16 protein-coding genes are annotated in these 20808 nt (G+C 61.5%); 11 read left to right on the plus strand and 5 right to left on the minus strand.

Annotated features, from left to right (window positions below; all coding sequences use genetic code 11):
• Positions 1-233: 233 nt before the first annotated feature.
• The 4 genes from AOA62_RS23145 to AOA62_RS23160 all read right to left on the minus strand — a co-directional run bounded on the left by AOA62_RS23145 (position 234) and on the right by AOA62_RS23160 (position 6063).
• Complete coding sequence (locus tag AOA62_RS23145) at positions 234-3755, minus strand: molybdopterin cofactor-binding domain-containing protein (protein WP_099549876.1); 3522 nt, start codon at positions 3753-3755, stop codon at positions 234-236.
• A complete protein-coding gene (locus tag AOA62_RS23150) occupies positions 3752-4243 on the minus strand; it encodes a (2Fe-2S)-binding protein (RefSeq protein ID WP_099549877.1) in 492 nt (163 codons plus the stop codon). The genes AOA62_RS23145 and AOA62_RS23150 overlap by 4 nt, the downstream gene beginning before the upstream one ends.
• 143 nt (positions 4244-4386) lie before the next feature.
• Positions 4387-4821 carry a MarR family winged helix-turn-helix transcriptional regulator gene (locus AOA62_RS23155; RefSeq protein WP_026013564.1) on the minus strand — a complete coding sequence of 145 codons (435 nt, stop codon included), beginning with the start codon at positions 4819-4821 and terminating at the stop codon, positions 4387-4389.
• Positions 4822-5010: 189 nt separating this feature from the next.
• Positions 5011-6063: a 2,5-dihydroxypyridine 5,6-dioxygenase gene (locus AOA62_RS23160; RefSeq protein WP_099549878.1), complete on the minus strand. Its 1053-nt coding sequence runs from the start codon at positions 6061-6063 to the stop codon at positions 5011-5013.
• Between the two features lie 307 nt (positions 6064-6370).
• On the opposite strand from AOA62_RS23160, the gene AOA62_RS23165 reads away from it, so the two are divergent.
• The 6 genes from AOA62_RS23165 to AOA62_RS23190 all read left to right on the plus strand — a co-directional run bounded on the left by AOA62_RS23165 (position 6371) and on the right by AOA62_RS23190 (position 12592).
• Entirely contained in the window at positions 6371-7504 is a 1134-nt protein-coding gene (locus AOA62_RS23165) for an FAD-dependent monooxygenase (protein ID WP_099549879.1), read from the plus strand.
• Positions 7501-8301, plus strand: a complete 801-nt coding sequence (locus AOA62_RS23170; RefSeq protein ID WP_099549880.1) for an alpha/beta fold hydrolase — start codon at positions 7501-7503, stop codon at positions 8299-8301. Before AOA62_RS23165 ends, AOA62_RS23170 begins: the two co-directional genes overlap by 4 nt.
• A 10-nt stretch (positions 8302-8311) precedes the next feature.
• Positions 8312-9064: an Asp/Glu racemase gene (locus tag AOA62_RS23175; RefSeq protein ID WP_017135472.1), complete on the plus strand. Its 753-nt coding sequence runs from the start codon at positions 8312-8314 to the stop codon at positions 9062-9064.
• Between the two features lie 189 nt (positions 9065-9253).
• Positions 9254-9886 (plus strand): N-carbamoylsarcosine amidohydrolase, encoded by a 633-nt coding sequence (locus tag AOA62_RS23180; protein ID WP_099549881.1) that lies wholly within the window; start codon positions 9254-9256, stop codon positions 9884-9886.
• Positions 9887-10164: 278 nt separating this feature from the next.
• A complete protein-coding gene (locus tag AOA62_RS23185) occupies positions 10165-11475 on the plus strand; it encodes an MFS transporter (RefSeq protein WP_099549882.1) in 1311 nt (436 codons plus the stop codon).
• Between the two features lie 28 nt (positions 11476-11503).
• Entirely contained in the window at positions 11504-12592 is a 1089-nt protein-coding gene (locus AOA62_RS23190) for a nucleoside hydrolase (RefSeq protein WP_099549883.1), read from the plus strand.
• 107 nt (positions 12593-12699) lie between these two features.
• Here AOA62_RS23190 and AOA62_RS23195 read toward each other — a convergent pair whose 3' ends face one another.
• Entirely contained in the window at positions 12700-14067 is a 1368-nt protein-coding gene (locus AOA62_RS23195) for a PLP-dependent aminotransferase family protein (protein WP_099549903.1), read from the minus strand.
• Between the two features lie 133 nt (positions 14068-14200).
• Here AOA62_RS23195 and AOA62_RS23200 point away from each other — a divergent pair, with 133 nt between their 5' ends.
• From AOA62_RS23200 to AOA62_RS23220, 5 genes are all read left to right on the plus strand, one after another.
• Positions 14201-14677 carry a carboxymuconolactone decarboxylase family protein gene (locus tag AOA62_RS23200; RefSeq protein WP_099549884.1) on the plus strand — a complete coding sequence of 159 codons (477 nt, stop codon included), beginning with the start codon at positions 14201-14203 and terminating at the stop codon, positions 14675-14677.
• A complete protein-coding gene (locus tag AOA62_RS23205) occupies positions 14667-15110 on the plus strand; it encodes a GNAT family N-acetyltransferase (protein ID WP_099549885.1) in 444 nt (147 codons plus the stop codon). Before AOA62_RS23200 ends, AOA62_RS23205 begins: the two co-directional genes overlap by 11 nt.
• A complete protein-coding gene (locus tag AOA62_RS23210; protein WP_099549886.1) occupies positions 15107-15700 on the plus strand; it encodes an FMN-dependent NADH-azoreductase in 594 nt (197 codons plus the stop codon). The genes AOA62_RS23205 and AOA62_RS23210 overlap by 4 nt, the downstream gene beginning before the upstream one ends.
• A 59-nt stretch (positions 15701-15759) precedes the next feature.
• Positions 15760-16905, plus strand: a complete 1146-nt coding sequence (locus AOA62_RS23215; protein ID WP_099549887.1) for a MalY/PatB family protein — start codon at positions 15760-15762, stop codon at positions 16903-16905.
• 94 nt (positions 16906-16999) lie between these two features.
• On the plus strand, positions 17000-20350 hold the full coding sequence (locus tag AOA62_RS23220; RefSeq protein ID WP_099549888.1) for a hypothetical protein: 3351 nt from the start codon (positions 17000-17002) through the stop codon (positions 20348-20350).
• Positions 20351-20808 lie beyond the last annotated feature (458 nt).

A 20808-nucleotide genomic window follows, 5' to 3' on the forward strand; every position in this document is an offset into this window, starting at 1 on the left:
AAAGGGGCGCCTGGCACCTATAGTCGGCAGGCTCATTTTTAAGAAGTATCCCTTCTGCCCGCTCTCCCGCGGGCTTTTTTTTGCCTGGTTATTTTTAGTGATTTGGGGGGACGATTTCAGATCAAGATCAAAAACGCAGATCAAAAGACCGCTGACTTCGCCGGCGAAAAGGATGCAAGGGCCAGATCAACAGCAACAGCAGAGCCAGCTCCCACAGTTTTAACCGCGTTCTGTCAGTGCGTGCCGGGGTTAGCGCGCAAGTGCGCTACCTTTTGTTCCAGGCCTTTCCACGCCGGCGCATTCGGCGCAAATTGCCCGCGCAGGTAGTCGATCAGATCCGCCACCTGGCCATTCGACAGGCTGTCCTTGAAGCCCGGCATATACCCCAAGTCCCGGGTCGCCGGGCTGCTGATGCCTTGCAAAATCACCTTGATCAAATTATCCGGCTGGTCGCTGAACACATTGGTATTGGTCGCCAATGACGGGCTCACCCCGAACAGCTTCGGCCCCAGGCCATCGGCATGACAGGCTTTGCATGAGCCTTCGAATACACGTCGGCCATTGGGGTTGGGCAGCGGCGCCGTCGCCACCGTTTGCACCTCGGCAGTGGCCTCGCCATTAAGTGACGCCAGGTACACCGCCATCGCACGAATATCGGCCTTGGGCAGCTTTGACAACTCACTCACCACCGGCCCCATCGGGCCCGCCGCCACGCCATGGGCATCGGAATAGCCAGTGCTCAGGTAGTTGAACAACTGGTCCTCGGTCCACGGCGTCGGTGCCTTGGACAAGCCCGTCAATGCGGGCGCCTCCCAGCCATCGACCATGCCCCCGGCCAGAAAGGATTTGCCGCCCTTCTGCGCACCCATCAGGTTGCGCGGCGAGTGGCACGCGGCGCAGTGCCCGAGGCCATTGACCAAGTAATTGCCGCGATTCCATTGCTCGCTGCGCTCAGGCTGCGGGGTGATTTCACCCCGCCGCAGGTTCAGTGCATTCCAGCCGGCCATCAATGGTCGGATATTAAACGGAAAGCGCATGGCATTCGGCGTCGGCGCCTGGCTCACCGGCGCCTGGGACATCAGGTAGGCATACAACGCCTGCAGGTCGGCATCATTGATATTGCGAAACGCCGTGTAGGGAAACGCCGGGTACAGGTTGCGTCCATCGCGGCCAATGCCGTCACGCATCGCCCGCTCGAATGCCGGGTAGGACCAGGCGCCGATGCCGGTTTTCACGTCTGGGGTGATATTGCTGCTGTACAGCGTGCCGAACGGCGTTTGCATCGCCAGGCCGCCGGCATTGGTCGCGCCACCCGGCGCGGTATGGCACACCGCGCAATCGCCGACAGCCGCCAGCAAGCGCCCGCGTTCCAGGGTGGCCTTGGACCAGGTGCCCGCGCCGGGCGGCGCAATCGGTGCGATTTCAGGGTGAAACGGCCAAGCGGTGGCCAGCACTGCGCCCAAGGTGGCAAACAGCGCACCGAACCACCACTTCCTGCGTTTTTCCGGCGACTTGGCAGGTTCGCCAAGGCTGCCTGCATTCAGCGCCGCCAATACCCGTTCGGGCGTTATCGGCAGCTCGCGAAAACGAATGCCGGTGGCGTCATAGATCGCATTGGCAATCGCCGCCGCACTCGGCACCGAAGCCGACTCGCCGGCGCCCATGGGCGGCTGGTCCTGGCGCGGCATCATCAGCACGTCGATCCTGGGTACTTCGGGGAAGGTCAGGATCGGGTAGCCGCCCCACTCCTTGCTCGCCACCGTCGACTCCTCAAAGGTCACCCGCTCCTTGAGCACACGGCTGGTGGACTGGATCACATTGCCGTGGATCTGATGCTGCACGCCCGCCGGGTTGATCATCATCCCCGAGTCATGGCCGATCACCACCCGCGTCACCGACACATCGCCGGTGTGTTTGTCGATCGCCACGTCCGCCACCCACGCCGCCCACGCCGCGCCGAAACCGGGGAATTTGCTGTGGATATAGCGCGCATAGGCAAAACCGCGACCGCGTAACAGGTGGTCTTCGTTGGCGGTTTGCATCGGCGCCGTGCGCGGTGACCAGTTGGCACGTTCGGCGGTGGATTTGACCAGCTCGATGGCGCGCTCGTCCTTGAGGTAACGCAGGCGGTATTCCACCGGGTCGACGCCCGCGGCAAACGCGAGTTCGTCGATATAGGATTCATGCGCAAAGGTGTTGGGCAGCGCCGATACGCCGCGCATCCACGAGGCGCGCACGATGGGTGCCATGTCGTTGATGGTCACGCGCATATTATCGATGGCGTAGGGCGGGATCGAGGTGCGGTCGCCCATCTCGAACATCGCCGCCACCGGCTCCACCCGGCCGGTGAGCAACAGCGCCAGGGTCGGCGCGCCGTTGGACGGGTAGCTGGTTTCAAAGTCATAGGCGGCAATGCTGCCGTCGGCATTGAGCCCGCCGTCAACATCCATCAACTGCGCGGTGCCCTTGGGTTCCCACAGGTGTTCCTGTTCGCGGGTCAGTTGCACGCGCACCGGCTTGCCCACCGCGCGCGACAGCAGCAAGGCATCGGCGCACACATCGTCCGCACAGTTGCGCCCGTAACAGCCGGCGGCTTCCATGCGGATCACGTCGATCAGCGCTTCGTCGCATTCCAGCAACCACGCAAGATCTGCGCGCAGCAGGTGCGGGTTCTGGCTGCCCGACCACACGCGGCTGCCGGTTGCTTGATAGTCCGCCACGCCGCACGAAGGCCCGATCGAACCATGCATCTGGTACGGCCACAAATAGCTGCGCGGCATGCGCTGGCTGGCGCCCGCCAAGGCTTCGTCGACGTTGCCCTGATCGAGCACCGTGCGGCGTACCCGTGGGTTGTCGCGGATGGCCTGCTCGACATCGCTCATGTCCGGCAAGGCGTTGTTCCACGGTTTCCAGTGCACCTGGAGTTCGTGGGCGGCCTTGATCGCCTGTTCTTCGCGCATCGCCACTACACCGACAAAATCGCGAATCACCACCACCGCGACAATGCCGGGGATATGCGCGATGGACGCCTCATCCACACTCAATAGGCTGTTGCCGACAAACTCACCGCAGTCGAGCCCCGCATACGGCGGGCGTACCACGCGACCATGGAGCATGTCCGGCACGCGCATGTCGTGCACATAGGTCAACTCGCCGGTGGCCTTGCCGGGAATATCCACGCGCGCGGCGCCCTTGCCGACCAGCCGATAATCCGCAACAGGTTTTAACGGCGCGTCACCGCTGATGCGCAACTGGTCATGCTGGCCGCTGACCAACTCTGCGTAGGTCGTGGTGCGCCCGTCGGCAGTGTGGACAACCCCGGCTTCAACCTTGAGGCTGCCCGTGCTCACGCCCCAGCGTCCCGCTGCGCGCGCGAGCAAAAAGCGCCGTGCTTCGGCGGCCGCGTTGCGCAGCGGGATCGCCGAAATCTGCAAGGTCGCGCTGGCGATGGTTGCACCCTGGTTGGGCGCACGCTCGGTATCGCCCAGAACCATCTTGACCTGCTCCGTGCTCAGGTCCAGCTCTTCGGCCACAATCTGCGCCAGCGACGTGCGAATGCCGGTGCCCAGGTCCACATGGCCGTTAAAGGCATACACCAGGCCGTCATCGTTTACCGCAATGAACAACCCCAGTTCCTTGGGTTTCACGGTCGGTGTGCCGCCCTTGGCCACCGGGCCTGAAGGTGGCAGTACATCATCGACAATCAATAAGACGCCAGACTTGGCCAGCCATTGGTCACGGGAATTATCAGTCATGGTCGGCCTTCCACGCTCAAGAGGTGCGCTGCACGCAGTACGGCGCGCAGGATTTCGATATGGGTGCCGCAGCGGCACAGGTTGCCCGACAACTCATTGCGCACCTGGGCTTCGCTGGGGTTGGGGTTGCGGTCGAGCAACGCCTTGGCCGTCATGATCATGCCGTTGAGGCAATAACCGCATTGTGCCGCCTGCTCCTCGATAAAGGCTTGCTGCACGGGGTGCGGCGCCTGGCGTGTGCCGAGCCCTTCAAGGGTGACAATCTCGCGCCCGGTTGCACCCGCCAGCGGAAACACGCACGAGCGCGCCGCCACACCATCGATGATCACGGTGCACGCACCGCACTCGCCCAGGCCGCAGCCGTACTTGGGGCCGTTAAGCTGCAAGTCATTGCGCAACACCAGCAGCAGCGGCGTATCCGCCATCGCACTGACTTCGCGGATGTGGCCGTTGACCTTGAGGGTAACGGTGATGGGTGGGCTGATCATTCGCTTCGCCTGTATCAGTTGATGAAGCAATCACTACACGAAACAGCCAAAAAAAAGCGCCGCGGAGTTGGGGCCTCGCGACACACTTGGCACGTGAAGTGACTACTACATGAACTCAGAGCAAAAACGATGCCAGCGCCGGTTTATTCCTGCGGGTCGTCGATCATCTTGCGCAGCAGAAACAGCACCGCCACGCGCTCGGCGGGGTTGAGGTTGCTCATGGTCAGCTCGCTGATCTGCGCGGCGCGCGGCGCGGTTTGCGCGACCAGTTCGGCGCCGGCTGGCGACAGGTCAACCACCACCTTGCGCTTGTCCTGGGGGTCTGGTTCCAGGGTAATCAGCGCCTTGGCCTTGAGCCGCTCGACGATACCGCGAATGGTCGCCTGGTCGACGGCCGTGGCCTTGACCAGTTCGGTGAGGGAACTTGCACCGTGATCGCGCAGCGCACACAGGGTGACGAACTGCACGGCGGTGAGTTGTGAGTCGCCGACATTCTGCTGAAAAATCGCCAGGTGGCGCTGGTAGGCCTTGCGCAGCAGGTGGCCAACTTGTTCAGAGAAAACGTAGGAATCAGGCACGGCGTGGCTCGGTGAGTGATTAGCGATGGTCGGCATGATGGCGGGGATAGTGAACGGACTCAAGCCTCAAACTAAAGGTGCACGCTCAAACTGTGGGAGCTGGCTTGCCTGCGATAGCGCCGGATCAGCCAGCCGTGATGTGCCTGCCAGACCGTTATCGCAGGCAAGCCAGCTCCCACACTTGAAAACTCAGCGTGCCAGGGACGCTTGCGGTGCAACGACATCGCCGCCGATCACCACCGCCTCATCATCCAGGTACACATCACAATTACGCAGCGGAATATCCATATGGCATGGCGTCTTGCGCGTGCCGCCCACTTCGGTATTCGGCCCGGTGGAGAACAGGAAGTTGCCGTAGAACGCCCGCGCATCCATGCACATGCCATCGTTTTTGTCGTGCAAGCCCATGGCCGTCCACTGCGCCTTTGGCTGCAAGCCCCAGCCGATATGGGAGATGCCGTACACCTCCGGGTCATTGAAATACTTCATGTAATCGCGCAGGTACTCGGCCTCGAAACCGCCGTGGATCTTGGTGATAAAGCCCTTCTCGATCTCCAGGGTGATCTTCTCGCGGGTGTAGGTCTTGAACGGCAGCAGGATGTCACCGATATCCAGCACCAGCACACCTTCGGCGGTTTCTTCGTTGGGCCAGGAGAACAGGAAACCACTCGGCCAGTGGTCCCAGCGCCCAGGCTCGTCGGCAAAACCGTACTCGGTGACCGACGGGTATTGGCCCAGCGCTGCACGGAAATCACTGCCCGCGCGGGACTTGACGTGGATCGAGCGCGCCTTCTTCAGCAACTGCTCGGCCGCCAGCACACGCCCCTTGTCGGCTTCGGTGGGCAGCATGCGCGCCAGCACTTCCGGCGGTTCCACCGCCAGCAGGATACGCGTGCCGGTCTTGAGGATCTGCTCCTGCTCCGGCGAGTGCAGCAGCATCATGGTGTCGACGATCAGGTCGGCGGCCTCCAGCGCGCGCTGGGCAGCGATATTGCCGGTGAGTGCGGTGTCGCCGCAGTAGGCGGTCATGTCGTTGCCCATCGCTTTGGGATGGTTGAACGACGGCAGCTCCACCGCATACACCTTGGCCCCCAGGCGCTGCGCCGCGTCCATCGCAGCACGCACAGTGCGCGGGTCCGAGTAATGGCTCTTGAGCACGGCGACGCTCTGGGTCGGGTCGACCTTCGAGAGTTTCAACACGTGCTCAAACATCTGGGTCAGTTCGCAATCGCTTACCGGCATTTTCCTGTCTCCTGTGGGGCTGCACCAAGTTCAAGCACCGCGCTTCACTCCAGTGCATTTTTATAGCGTATACGCCAATTAATAACGATAAGACCCGAATTGAAGACGAACTGCAAGTAGCGCACCAAAACGTTACCAAACCACACAACCACTACAGATAAAGGCCTCAACCCGTTACACAGGATAAATACGGCCAAAAAATAAAATTGTGAACGTGGGCTTCCCATTTCAAAAAATGAGCGTATACACTTTAAAAACCTTGCGGACAGATGCCGCCAAAAATCAAAAAGAGAGAGGTTCACGCCCCATGGGAAGCACACAAAAAATCGCCATCGTCGGTGCCGGCCTGGGCGGCGCGGCGGCGGCCACACTGCTGCAGCAAGCCGGTTTCGATGTCGATATCTATGAACAGGCGCCGGAGTTTTCCCGCTTGGGTGCAGGCATCCACATGGGGCCTAACATCATGAAAATCTTCCGCCGCATGGGCATCGAAAAACAGCTGGACCTGATGGGCTCGCACCCCGAGCACTGGTTCAGCCGTTGCGGCGAAAGCGGTGACTACCTCTCGCGTATTCCACTCACCGGCTACGGCGCTTCCTACATCACCGTGCACCGTGGCGACTTGCATGCATTGCAGATGTCGACCCTCAAACCCGGCACCCTGCACTTCAACAAGCGCCTGGAAACCCTGGAAGAAACCGATACCCAAGTGCGCCTGACCTTTGCCGACGGCGAAGTGACCTACGCCGATATCGTGATCGGCGCCGATGGCATCAACTCCAGGATCCGTGAAGAGCTGCTCGGCGTGGAAAAACCGCTGTACAGCGGCTGGGTCGCGCACCGTGCGCTGATCCGTGGCGACCAGTTGGCCAAGTACGACTTGAAGTTCGAAGACTGCATCAAGTGGTGGACCGAGGACCGCCACATGATGGTCTACTACACCACCGGCAAGCGTGACGAGTACTACTACGTGACCGGCGTGCCCCATGCCGAATGGGACTTCCAGGGCGCGTTTGTCGACAGCAGCCGCGAAGAGATGTTTGACGCCTTCAAAGGCTACCACCCCACCGTGCAGGCGCTGATCGAGTCCACCGAAAGCGTGACCAAATGGCCGCTGCGCAACCGTAACCCGTTGCCGCTGTGGAGCCGTGGCCGCCTGGTGTTGCTGGGTGACGCCTGCCACCCGATGAAACCGCATATGGCCCAGGGTGCCGGCATGGCCATCGAAGACGCGGCCATGCTCACCCGCTGCTTGCAGGAAACCGGTATCAGCGACTACCGCACCGCCTTCCAGCTCTACGAAGCCAACCGCAAGGAACGTGCGTCCCGCGTACAAGCGGTGTCCAACGCCAACACCTGGCTGCGCACCCAGGAAGACCCGGCCTGGGTCTACGGTTATGACCTGTACGCCCAGGAACTGAAATCGGGGGTGGCCGCGTGAGTACCTTCCTGTATGGCGCCAATGTGCAAGCCAATGGTATTCGCCAGCACTACCTGCGCTACGGCGGCAAAGGCCCGGCGCTGATTTTGATCCCGGGCATCACCAGCCCGGCGATTACCTGGGGTTTTGTGGCTGAGCGCCTTGGCACCCGGTTCGACACTTACGTGCTGGATGTGCGCGGGCGCGGCTTGTCGTCCACAGGGCCGCAATTGGACTACAGCGCAGACACCTGCGCCGAGGACATTGGCGCGTTTGCCGATGCGCTTGAGCTGGATAGCTACCACCTGGTCGGCCACTCCATGGGCGCGCGATTTGCCGTGCACAGTGCAGCCAAGCATCCACAGGGCGTCAACCGCGTGGTGCTGATCGCCCCGCCAGTGTCCGGGCCTGGCCGCCGTGAATACCCGAGCAAGTTGCCATGGTACGTCGACTCGATCCGCCAATCGCGGGTCGGCATGGACGCTGACGCGATGCGCGCCTTCTGCGCCACCTGGACCGTCGAGCAACTGCAGCTGCGCGCCGAATGGCTGCACACCTGTTATGAGCCCGCCATCGTGCGTGCTTTCAATGACTTCCACACGGTCGACTTCCACCAGCACCTGCCCAAGCTCAAGGCCCCTGCCCTGTTGATGGTGGCCGGGCGCGGCGGCGTGATCCTGGATGAAGACATCGCCGAAATCCAGGACCTGCAGCCCGCTATCCAGGTCGCCCGTGTACCGAACGCCGGGCACATGATTCCGTGGGATGACCTTGAAGGCTTTTTTGCCGCCCTCGACGGCTTCCTCACACAACAATAAGGGGACCACCATGCTCAAGCCTTACCGTATCGGCCAGATCGTGCCGAGTTCGAACACCACCATGGAAACCGAGATCCCGGCGATGCTTAACGCGCGCCAGGCGATCCGCCCCGAACGCTTTACCTTTCACTCCAGCCGCATGCGCATGAAGCAGGTGCGCAAGGAAGAACTGGCGGCCATGGACGGCGAGTCCGACCGCTGCGCCATCGAGCTGTCCGACGCCAAGGTCGACGTGTTGGGCTATGCGTGCCTGGTGGCGATCATGGCCATGGGCCTGGGTTATCACCGCAATTCCGAACAACGTTTGCGTAAAGCCACCGCCGATAACGATGCCAACGCCCCGGTGATCACCAGCGCTGGCGCCTTGATCGAAGGCTTGAAAGTGATGGGCGCCAAGCGCATCGCCATCGTCGCGCCGTACATGAAGCCGCTGACCGAACTGGTGGTGAACTACATCCGCGAAGAAGGCTTTGACGTGGTGGACTGGCGCGCCCTGGAGATCCCCGACAACCTCGAAGTGGCGCGCCACGACCCGGCCAACCTGCCGGCCATCGTCGCCGGCATGAACCTGGAAGGGGTGGACGTGATCGTGCTCTCTGCCTGCGTGCAGATGCAGTCGCTGCCGGTGGTGGCCAAGGTTGAAGCGCAAACCGGCAAACCGGTGCTCACCGCCGCCATCGCCACCACCTACGCGATGCTCAAGGCGTTGGACCTGGAACCTATCGTGCCCGGCGCCGGCGCCTTGCTGTCCGGCGCTTACTGACACTCGTGGTGAATGAGCTTATGTGGCGAGCGAGCTTGTTGTGGCGAGCGAGCTTGCTCGCGCTGGGCTGCGAAGCGGCCCCAAAAAAGCGGGAGCGCTGCGCACTCCAGCGCGAGCAAGCTCGCTCGCCACATAAGCTCGCTCGCCACAACAAGCTCGCTCGCCACACAAAAATGAGGGGTTGAGAAGATGAACAACCAATCCGCCGACGCCAACTACCAGGGCGTCTGGGGCAATCGCATCGGCTTCGGCAAAAAATCTGCGCTGCTGATGATTGACTTCATGCAGGGCTACACCACCGAAGGCGCGCCGCTGTATGCCCCCGAAGTGGTGGTAGCTGTAGCTGAAAGTGTCGAATTGCTGGCCACCGCTCGCCGGCACGCAATTACGGTGGTGCACACTAATATCCGCTACCATCCCGGCCATTTCGCCGACGGCGGTATCTGGGTCAAGAAAGCCCCGGTGATGAAAGACATGGTCGAGGGCAACCCGCTCGCGGCGTTCTGTACCGAGGTATTGCCCCAGGCGGATGAAGTGGTGATCACCAAACAGTACGCCAGCGCCTTCTTCGGCAGCAGCCTGGCCCCGATGCTGCACGCCCAGGGCATCGACACTGTGGTGCTGGCCGGCTGTTCCACCAGCGGCTGCATCCGCGCCACGGCCGTGGATGCGGTGCAGCATGGGTTTCGCACCATTGTCGTGCGCGAATGCGTCGGCGACCGACACCCGGCGCCCCATGCAGCCAACCTGTTCGACATCGACAGCAAGTATGGCGATGTAGTGAGCAAGCAGGAGGCGATGAGCAAGTTCAGGGAGCAATAAAGGTTACGAAGAACTGCGCCATAGAGCGCGGTCTTGCACAAAACTGTGAGCCGCCCCCGCCCAACGGTGGGAGCTGGCTTGCCTGCGATGACGGAGTGTCATGCAGCATAATTGTTGCTGATCCACCGCTATCGCAGGCAAGCCAGCTCCCACATTAAAAAGCCGGTGCAGCTTTCAGTCTTCTGACACTGCCTTTGGATGTCGCTTTTACAGCACTCCGAAGTGCTGGAAAAAAGCGGCTGTATAAAAACCATAAGTCACCGCCAGGAGACACCCCAATGCCCATTGCGAATGCAGCGCCCGCGACCACGGTCGCCGACCCCGTTACCACGCTCTACCACAAGATCACCTGGAAGCTGATTCCGTTCCTGTGTTTCTGCTACCTGGCCGCCTACCTGGACCGCATCAACATCGGCTTCGCCAAGTTGCAGATGCTCGACCAGTTGCACTTCAGCGAAACCGCGTTCGGCCTGGGTGCCGGCTTGTTTTTCGTCGGCTACATCATCTTCGAAGTCCCCAGTAACCTGGTACTCGAACGAGTGGGCGCGAAGATCTGGATCGCGCGCATCATGATCACCTGGGGCCTGCTCTCGGCCTGCACCATGCTGGTCACTTCCACCACCCAGTTCTACATCCTGCGCTTTCTGCTTGGCGCCGCCGAAGCCGGGTTTTTGCCGGGGGTTTTGTATTACCTGACCACTTGGTTCCCGACGCACCGACGCGGGCGCATCATCGCGCTGTTCATGATCGGCCTGCCGCTGTCGAGCGTCATCGGCGGCCCGCTGTCAGGCTGGATCATGGGCCACTTCGACAACATGGGTGGCCTGCGTGGCTGGCAGTGGTTGTTCCTGATCGAAGCGGTGCCCAGCGTTTTGCTCGGCGTGCTGACTTTCTGGGCGCTGCCCAACACCTTCCAAAAGGCCAAATGGCTGTCGGACGAAGAAAAGGCCCTGCTGGAAAGCGAACTGCGCAAGGACGAAGCCGACGCCACCGGCAGCAAGCACAGCTTCCGTGACGGCTTCTTCAACCTCAAAGTGTGGATGCTCGGCGGTATCGACTTCTCGATCCTGCTCAGCGCCTATGCCATGGGGTTCTGGATGCCGACCTTCATCCGCAATGCCGGAGTGACCGACACCTTCCATATCGGCGTGCTGACTGCATTGCCCAGCGTTGCGGCGCTGCTGGGCATGCTGCTGATCGGCGCCAGCTCCGACAAACACCGCGAACGCCGCTGGCACATCATCGTGCCGTTCTTCATCGGTGCGGCGGCCATGGCCACCAGCACGTTCTTTACCCACAGCGTGGTCGCCACCGTGTTGCTGTTCGCCATTGCCTCAGCCGCGATCATCGGCGCCGTGCCGGTGTTTTTCAGCTTGCCGGCAACCTTCCTCAAAGGCACCGCAGCGGCGACCGGCTTTGCCCTGGCCTGTTCGGTGGCGAATATCGCAGGCTTAGTGAGCAACTCGTTGATGGGAGTTGCCATCGACGTCACCGGCAGCAGTGCGGGTGCCTTGTGGTTTTTCGCCGGCTGCCTGATCCTCAGCAGCTTCCTGGTCATCGCCTTGCCGGCGAAACTGGTGAACCGTTAATAACAACAATTTTTGCGGATGAATCACCATGCAAGGTTTTCTTAAAAGCTGCGCGTTGCTTGTCGCCGTCGGCCTGTGTGCCGGCACGGCACAGGCAGCGCAAACCGCGCCTGAAAAAGTCATCTTCGACACCGACTTCAACGTGCTCAACGATGACGGCCAGGCCTTTATCATGCTCGCGCAGTTGCACGCGCAAAAACGCATCGACCTGCTGGGCATGACCCTGGTCAGCGGCAATGCCTGGGTCGACCAGGAACAGGTCGATGCCCTCAAGGCCGTAGAGCGTATGGGTGTAGAAAAACAGGTCGGCGTCTACTCCGGCGCCGCCTACCCGTTGCTGCATGACTACGCCACCTACGAGGCAGAAAAAGCCCTGTTTGGTTCGGGCTGGCCGGGCGCGTTCAAAAACCCGCGCCCGACTTCACCCGCGCAGCTGGTCGCGCCACCGGATGGCCTGGCCACCCACACCCAGTTGCGCAGTGAAACCGCCGCGCAGTTCATTGTGCAAAGCGTGCGGGCCAACCCGCACCAGGTGACCATTCTGGCCGTCGGCCCGCTGACCAACATCGCCCTGGCGATTCGCTCGGCGCCGGACATCGTGCCGCTGATCAAGCGCATCGTGTACATGGGCGGTGCCCTGGAGATTCCGGGCAACACCACGCCGGCGGCGGAATTCAACTGGTGGTTCGACCCGGAGGCCGCGAAGATTGTGTTGCGCTCACCCATCGAACACGTGATTTTCCCCAACGATGTGTGTGAGAAAGTCACCTTCGACAAGTCGGTGTACCAGCGCGTGATAGCCCACAAAGGTGCGATTGCCGATCTCTACAAGCACGAGTTCGGGCCGCTGTTCGACAAAGACCCGAGCTACCACAGCTTTACCTGGGACAGCTTGCCGGCGCTGTTTCTGGTGAGCCCGGAGATTGTCACTGAGTCTCGCGACCTGTGGGTGGATGTGGACGCCACGTTTGGCGCCGACTACGGCCGGGCGCTGGGCTACAAAAAAGGCGCGCCGGTGGGCACGCAAAAAGCCAAGGTGGTGTTTGGTGTCGATCAGCAGAAGTTCTGGGATGGCTACGTCAACCTTGTAACCTTGCCAACCCCCGTAAAACCCTGACGTTTTAAAGCTGAACACGATCTAAATGTGTGGGCGGGCTTGCCGTGGCGAGCAAGCTTGCTTGCGCTGGGGTGCGAAGCGCCCCCAAAAAAGCCGGCTCCCACACTTTACGGGTGACATGCCCGCAGTATCTGCAGCAGCCTCAATGCCAGTTCATTGGCCTGTGCGGCCGTCGCCACATTGGTAAAGCCCATCAACAACCCCTGCCCACCTCCCGACTCAAGAGTCCACGCTGACAATGCGTTAACCGCCAACCCCGCCTCATTGGCTGCCATGGCAACTACCTGATCCGGAACAGGCACCCGCAACCGCGCCAACAGGTTAATCCCCCCGGCCTGTTCATCCACGCGTAAAAAATCCGCGCAATGGGCCTGTAACGCGGCGACCAAAAAGCCCCTTCGCAGCGCATACAACTGACGCATCTTTTTCAAGTGCCGGGTGAAATGGCCCTGCTCGAGAAAATCCGCCGCGGTCAGTTGCAACAACTGCGCACCGCGCTGCTGCAAGGCCTCGGCGCTGCGCCCAAACACCTCCACCAAGGCTGCCGGCACCACCAGATAGCCCAGGCGCAAGCCCGGAAACAGCATTTTGCTGAAGCTCCCGGCATGGATCACTCGGTCGTGCACATCCTGGCTCTTGAGCGCCGCCAATGGCTGGCCCTGGTAGCGAAACTCACTGTCGTAATCATCCTCCAGCACCCAACTGCCCTGCTTCTGCGCCCAGGCCAGCAAGGCCTGGCGGCGCGTCAGGCTCAACGCCACACCCAGCGGGCTCTGGTGGGCCGGCGTCACAATCGCCAGCCGTGCTTGCCGATCACGCTGGATGCCCTGCTCAACATCCAGCCCTTCACGGTCGACCGGTACCGGCACCAGCTCAACCCCTTGATGCCTCAATAACTGCCGCGCATGCACATAGCCCGGGTCTTCGTACCAGCAACGTTGCCCGGCCATTTGCAGTGCATCGCACAACAGCGTCAGGGAGCCGGCATACCCCGAACAGATAAATACCTGCTGGGGCGTACACTCCACGCCTCGGTACAACGCGAGATAGCTGGCAATCGCCACGCGCAACGCCTGGGCGCCGCGCACATCGCCCATGGCCAGGCTGTCGGCGTCGGTGCGGCGCACTTGCTGGGTGACCAGCCGTGCCCATAGCTTGCGCGGGAAGGCATCCAGCGCCGGCTGGCCCATTTGCAAGGCTGGCGGCGCCGATGTCGGCGGTGGTGCGACGGGCTGGGGCTTCATCGCCACCTGCGGCAATGTCCGCGCAATCACGGTGCCCGCCTGCCCACGCGCCTCAAAAAAACCCTCACTGACCAGCAACTGGTAAGCCGCCTCCACGGTCCCGCGGGCGATCTTGAGTTCCAGCGCCAGGCTGCGCACCGACGGCACCCGATCACCGGGGCCGAGTTGGCCCTGGTCGATGGCCAACCGGAAGCGGCGGTAGATTTCCTGATATTTGGGCAATGACGACATCACAAGGGGGCTCGGCAGGACGACAAGGTGGAGTCTGATCATGTCCCAACCCACTTGTCCAATCATGCCCCTGTCGAGCAACCCGGCCACCACCGAAAATGGCGCATCTCTTAACGCAACCCAAGGATTACCCATGAAACACCGTCTCGATTACGGCAACGCCGCCCCTGCTGGTTACAAGGCCCTGGGCACCGTGCACAGCTATGTGCATGGCTGTGGCCTGGAGAAAGAACTGATTGAACTGGTGTACCTGCGGGTTTCGCAGCTCAACGGCTGCGCCTATTGCCTGGATTCCCATTCCCGCGGCCTGCTCAAGCAAGGCGCAAGCCTGGAAAAGATCATGCTGCTGGCCGCCTGGCGTGAAGCCTTGCCGTTGTTCACTGTGCGTGAACAAGCCGCCCTGGCCTGGGCCGAAGTGGTCACCCAGGTGGCGCAAACCCACGTGCCGGATGCCGACTACGCCGCCGTGGCAGCGGTGTTCAACGAGAAGGCAGTCGCCGACCTGACCCTGGCCATTTCCTTGATGAACGCCTTGAACCGCGTGGCCATCAGTTTTCGTAAAGTACCGGAGGCGATCAAGGCCCATCTGGAGAACCTTGATGAGCAATGAGCCCATTGAGTTCGCCCTGGTGGAAACCGAGACCGACTGCCTCGCAAGCTTCGCCGTGATGCAGCAACTGCGCCCGCACCTGACCGACGCCGCCAGTTTCGCCGCGCAGGTTCAACGCCAGCGCCAGAACGGCTATCATCTGCTGGCCGCACGCGAACACGGCAAAGTCATTGGCCTGGCCGGCTACCGCCTGACGGAAAACACCCTGTACGGCAAGTTCATCTACGTCGATGACCTGGTGGTAGACGCCACCTTGCAGCGCCGACGCCTGGGCGAGCAGTTGCTCGACCGCGTCCGCGAAGAAACCCGCGCACGCGGTTATCGTTACCTGGTGCTGGACACCGGCCTGCATATGGCCCTGGCCCAGCGTTTCTATTTCCGCCAAGGCCTGCTGCCGCGAGGCATGCACTTTTCCCAGGACCTGAGCCAATGACCCGCGCCCTGCTCCTTAGCTTCAGCCCCCACGGCAAGGCCGCGCAGACCTTCAAGCTGGCCCGTGCCTTGCTCAACGACCTGGTGCCTGGCGCAGAGGTCATCGAACGCGACTACGGCAGCCAGGCGCTGGCGCCGCTGACCCGTGAATACGCGAATGCACTCACTACGCCTGGCGGCTTGAGTGGCAGCGCCACGGCGTTGTCGGAACAGCTGATCGTCGAACTGGAAGCCTGCGACCTGTTGATCCTCTGCACGCCGGTGCACAACTTCACCGTACCGGCGGCGCTCAAGGTCTGGATCGACCATGTGGTGCGCATCCATCGCAGCTTTACCATCAATGCGCAGTTCGAAAAAGTCGGCCTGCTCAAGGACCGCCGCACCTTCGTGCTGGTCAGCAGCGGCAATGCGCGCAAGGGGCATGAACCGGACTTTCTCACGCCTTACATGACCACCATCCTGTCTACGGTGGGCATCCACTCGGTGGATTTCGTCTACCTGGGCGCCATGGTGCGCGGTGAAGAAGCGGTCGCTCGGGCCGTGGAACAGGCACACCTGCAGCTATCGGCGGCAATCAGCACTGGCCTATAAAATTAATGGCGCTAGAATCAGCGCCATTCCTGCACCTGCCTCCCTGATACGAGCCACCCATGAGCTTTGATTTCGACACGATCCACCCCCGCCAAGGCACCGGCAGCACCAAGTGGAACCGTTACCCGCAAGACGTTCTGCCGATGTGGATCGCCGACATGGATATCGCCGCGCCACCCGCCGTCCTGCAAGCCCTGCACGCACGCCTCGACCAGCAGGTGCTCGGCTACAGCGTGGCTGGCGCGGATGTGCGCGAAGCCATCATCGCGGACCTGTGGGCCAAGTACGCCTGGCGCGTACAACCTGAAGAGTTGCTGTTCCTGCCCGGTGTCGAGCCTGGTTTCAATATGGCCCTGCATGCGTTCGTACAGCCGGGCCAGCCCGTGGTGCTGCAAACCCCCAACTACCGGCCGATTCGCCTGGCCCCGGGCCACTGGAACCTGCCGCGTATCGAAGTGCCGTTCGAGTTGATCAACGGCGAGTACATGACGCCCATGTCCGCCATGCGCCAGGCGCTGAAGGGCGCCGGTGCGCTGCTGCTGAGCAACCCGCACAACCCAGTGGGCAAGGTCTTTGCGCGTGAAGAACTGTTGGCCGTGGCCAACGCCTGCGTGGAGAACGGTGCACTGATCATCAGTGACGAAATCCATGCCGAGCTGTGCTTTGACGGCCGTCGCCATATTCCCACCGCCAGCCTCAGCCCCGAGATCGCCCAACGCACCATCACCCTGATGTCGGCGAGCAAGGCCTATAACGTCGCCGGCCTGAAGACTTGCTTTGCCGTGGTGCAAAATGCCGAGGTGCGCGAGCGCTTCAACAATGCCCGCTGCGGCATGGTCGACAGCGTCAGCCCGTTGGGCCTGGAAGCCACCCGCGCCGCCTACAGCCAGTGCAGCGAATGGCTGGATGCGCTGGTGCAGTACCTGCAAGCCAACCGCGACTACCTGCTGCACGCCGTGCAAACCCGTTTGCCCGGCGTGGTGATGCACGCGCCACAAGGCACCTACCTGGCCTGGCTGGATTGCAGCGCCCTGGGCCTTGCCGACCCGCAGCAGTTCTTCCTGGAGCAGGCCAGGGTCGGCCTGAGCGCAGGCATCGAATTCGGCGATGACAGCCAGCAATTCGTGCGCCTGAACTTCGGTTGCCCACGATCGATGCTCGAAGAGGGTTTGCAGCGCATGGAACGTGCACTGCGTCACCGCTAAAACGCATTTCACAACGTTTCGCAACGAGTGCCGAACCCCTGCTGTTACTGTTTTTGCCGACCCGTCCCACCGGCAACAGCAGGAGTTCCATGGCATGTCGACCCAGCCGCTTGATCGCTCGTCCGAGCCCAAAAGCCTTCCGCGCACTCTATCAACATCGGGCGAAGCATTTGCTGTGCTGCTCAAGAACAGCGCCCATAAAAAAGTCGAACCCCATGACAAGTCGCCATCGGGGCTCGATGCGAGCAAAAAAGACGGTTATGAACTCGCGGCCAAAGACGCCACGCCGCCTGCTGCCCTGGCCGACTACAAGGCCATCGGCCCGCCCGATGAAGTGGGTCCTGGGTTGATTCGTTATGAAACCCAGGACGGCAAGAAGATCATCGTCAGCGAGCACGACAGCCCGGAGCTGTTCAAGCAGGTCAGCCAGGACTTCAAGTCGCTCTCTGGCGTGGTCGCCAGCCAGAACGCCGGTTATCAGAGCCTGGGCGCCGAGGGCACAGCGCCGGGTGCATTGGCCGATTACAAAGCCCTCGGCCCGCCCGATGAAACCGGCCCTGGCGTGATCCGCTACGAGACCCAGGACGGCGGCAAGTTCGTGATCAGCCAGCGTGACAACCCCGAGGCTTTCCAAAAGGCCAAGGAAGCTTATGAAAGTTTCTCCGGCCTCTCCAGCAGTGAAGATGCCGGTTACCGTCGCGCCACCGACAACGAAGTATGGCCACCCTACGGCGGCACTGCGGTAGGCCCGGTGGACGAAGTGGGTCCCGGGCTGATCCGCTACGAAAGCAACGGCGAAAAAGTCGTCGTCGCCCGTGAAGACAACCCCAAGTTGTTCGACTACCTGGCGGGCCTTAACACGGTGTACTCCGACCCCGGCAAAAAAGCCGTGATTGAAGGCGAACTGAACAACGGTGCAGCCCTGGCCGACGCCAACACGCCCGTGCCCGGGCTCAACGACTACAAGAACTTCAGCTGGAACAACGACCAGAAAGACAGCGTCCTCACCTACGAACTGCAGGATGGCACCAAGGTGGTGGTGTCTGCCGACGTCAGCCCCGAGCTGTTCAAAAGCGTGGCCACGGCGAACGATACCTGGGCCAAGATCCACACCAGTGAAGACGCCGGGTACAAACTGGCCGGGCCGAATGACTTCCTGAAAAACACCGACATCACTTTCGGCTCTCCCGATGAGCTGGGCGACGGCCTGATCCGCTATGAAACCAGCGAAGGCAAGGTCATCGTCTCCAAGGAACTGAGCCCACAGCTCTATGATGACGTGCTGGCCAAATGGGAAGCCTTCAGCGCCAGCTCCATCGACGACACCCGCGCCAAGCACAACCTGCCCAAGGCCGGTGACCTGGATGTGTTGAACATGGACACCGGCGTGCATTCGGACCCCAAGGACGACAAGTCGCCGACCATGAGCGTCAGTGAGTTGGCCACCACCCAACTGATCGACACCTACCGCGCCGGCGTCAAGGACGGCTCGATCCCCAAGGATGACCCACGGGCCAAGCTGGTGCGCGCCCTCGAAGCCCAGGCTGCCTACCAGAACGGCCATGGCATCACCGGCTATGAAGAAGCCAAACGCCCGTTCAACACTACTTGGCGCGAGTCGGATGACAAGCAAACCGAGCTGAGCGCGGCCGACATGCACGACATCATCGACGGCAAGGCCGTGCAAAAGCAGATCGGCGAGCTGTTCAACGACCCGACCATCCAGGCTGACTACAAGTCGAAAATGGACGACGCGCTCAACAAGTTGCCCAACAAGGATGAGGTCAAGCAGAAGCTGCTCGATCTCACCGCCAACCCCGACTACGTGCTGTACCTCAAAGACCTGCAAAACCAGGGCAAGGCCAGCGACGCACAAAAGGACTTGAGTGACACCCTCACCTCGCTGTCGCTGTTCGACCCCGAAGCCGCCAGCAAGGCCGCGCAAAATATCCAGGCCGACGGCTTGACCACCGACCTTAATGCGATCCTCTCGGACCCGAGCAAAATCTCCGACGACAACAAGGAGCTGGCGACCAAAGACTTGTTCGGCCTGCTCAAGGGCGTGCTCAAGGGCAACCTGCTCGACCTGCCGCGCCGCACCCAGGAAACCCTGGAGAAGTTCCTCAACGAGGGGCTGCAAGGCAAGGAGAAATCGGCCGGTGTCACCAAGGCCCTGGAAGAACTCGGCGAGGTCTACAAGAACAGCGGCACCATCAGCGAAGCCGACGTCAAAAAGGCCCTGAGCAAACCCTATATTGCGGTAGCGGATCGCGGCATGCTCGGTGAGGTGTTCAACACCCTTAACAGCAAAGGCATCCTGGGCTCCCTTGGCGCGGGTGTGACGCTGTTTTCGGCGATTTACCAACTGGTGGGCAAAGGCGGCAAACTCGGCGAAACCCCGGCGCAGCGCATGAGCATCGCCAAGGACTTCCTGAGTTTTGCCGGTGGTTCCAGCCACTTCGTGCGCCTGGGTGACAAGATCGGCGAGACCCTGGGCAAGGGCGGCCTGGTGGACTTCCTGGGCCTGGACAAAACCTTGCCGGAAATCTGGGGCAAGGAAGGCGTGACCGGCAAAATGCTGGATTTTGGCCCCGGCGGCGAGATCGACGCCAAGGTCAGCAAGGAAATCTCCGCGGCGCTGGATGCGGTGCCTGACAGTCAGTACGACGGCATCGGCAAGTTGTTTGGCGAAGGCGATACGGCGGTCAAGCAAGCCACCGATGGCCTGGCCACGCACCTGGATGACGGCCTGGCTGCCGCCGGTGCGGCCAAGTTGGGCGCGTCCAAGTCTGCGAAAATCGCCGGTTCCGTGATCAAGGTGCTCGGCCCGGCCACGGACATCGTCGGAGGGTTTGCCGATATCGTGCTCGGCGCCTTGGCGATCAAGAGCGGCGTCGACAGCAAAGACCCGCTGGCTCAGGCCGCCGGTGGCCTGCAAGTAGCCGGGGGCGCGTTCGGTGCCTCGGCCGGGGTCCTCGGGGCGGCGGCACTGTTTGGCGCAGGCACCGCAGCGGCATTGACCGGGCCGCTGTTTCTGGTCGGCGTGGTGCTGGCGGTGGTGGGCGGGATCATCGGCTACTTTGTCGACCACAACAAAAAGCAGAAGGCCACCAACGCGGAAAACGATTGGTATCGCGGCTTGGCCAACGACGGTTTATTGCAAAACGACTGGGCGGAAAAGGTCGAGTACGCCCACTACGAAATCCACCACTATCACGGCCGCGACACGCCGACCGATGACAGCATCTTTCGCTTCCAGCAATCGGAATGGCAGCACTTTGAGGAGACGCCGAGCAAAGGTGGCTCCTCGAGCAATCGGCTGGATGGGGATTTGCACAAGCACTACGAAGACCCAAACACACCGCCAAAGAACCTGCCCAGCGATGCGCCACCGGACAAACCGCAGCCGCACCCGCCGGGCGGTGGTGGGCCGCGCATCAACTGATGCATTGAGCAGGCTCCCACACATCAATGTGGGAGCTGGTTAATGTGGGAGCTGGCTTGCCTGCGATGCAGACACCTCGGTGTGTCAGGTACACAGAGTTGATGGCATCGCAGCGGTGCGACGATTCGACAAGCCAGCTCCCACATTAGTCCGAGTATGGCTTTGCTGTTGCAGTGGCCCTTACATCCTTTTCGATGACGAAGTCAGCGGTCTTTTGATCTGTGCTTTTGATCTTGATCTGAAATCGCCCCCCCAAATCACTGGCGGATTGCGGGCATGCCGAGCCATAGCGAGGCACCGAGTGTTGGGGCGAGGACTTTTTGGTTACTTTTGACTGGGCCGGCATTCCGGTCCTTGCAAAAGTGACCCGCTGTAAGAGCTGAACCATAGGCAGCCGTTACCGCAACAACGGATATGTACCCCGCCAAAAGCCCCCCATCACAGGCATCCCAGCTCTC

This window comes from Pseudomonas sp. 2995-3 (assembly GCF_002742565.1).
GTDB classification, from domain to species: Bacteria; Pseudomonadota; Gammaproteobacteria; order Pseudomonadales; family Pseudomonadaceae; genus Aquipseudomonas; species Aquipseudomonas edaphica.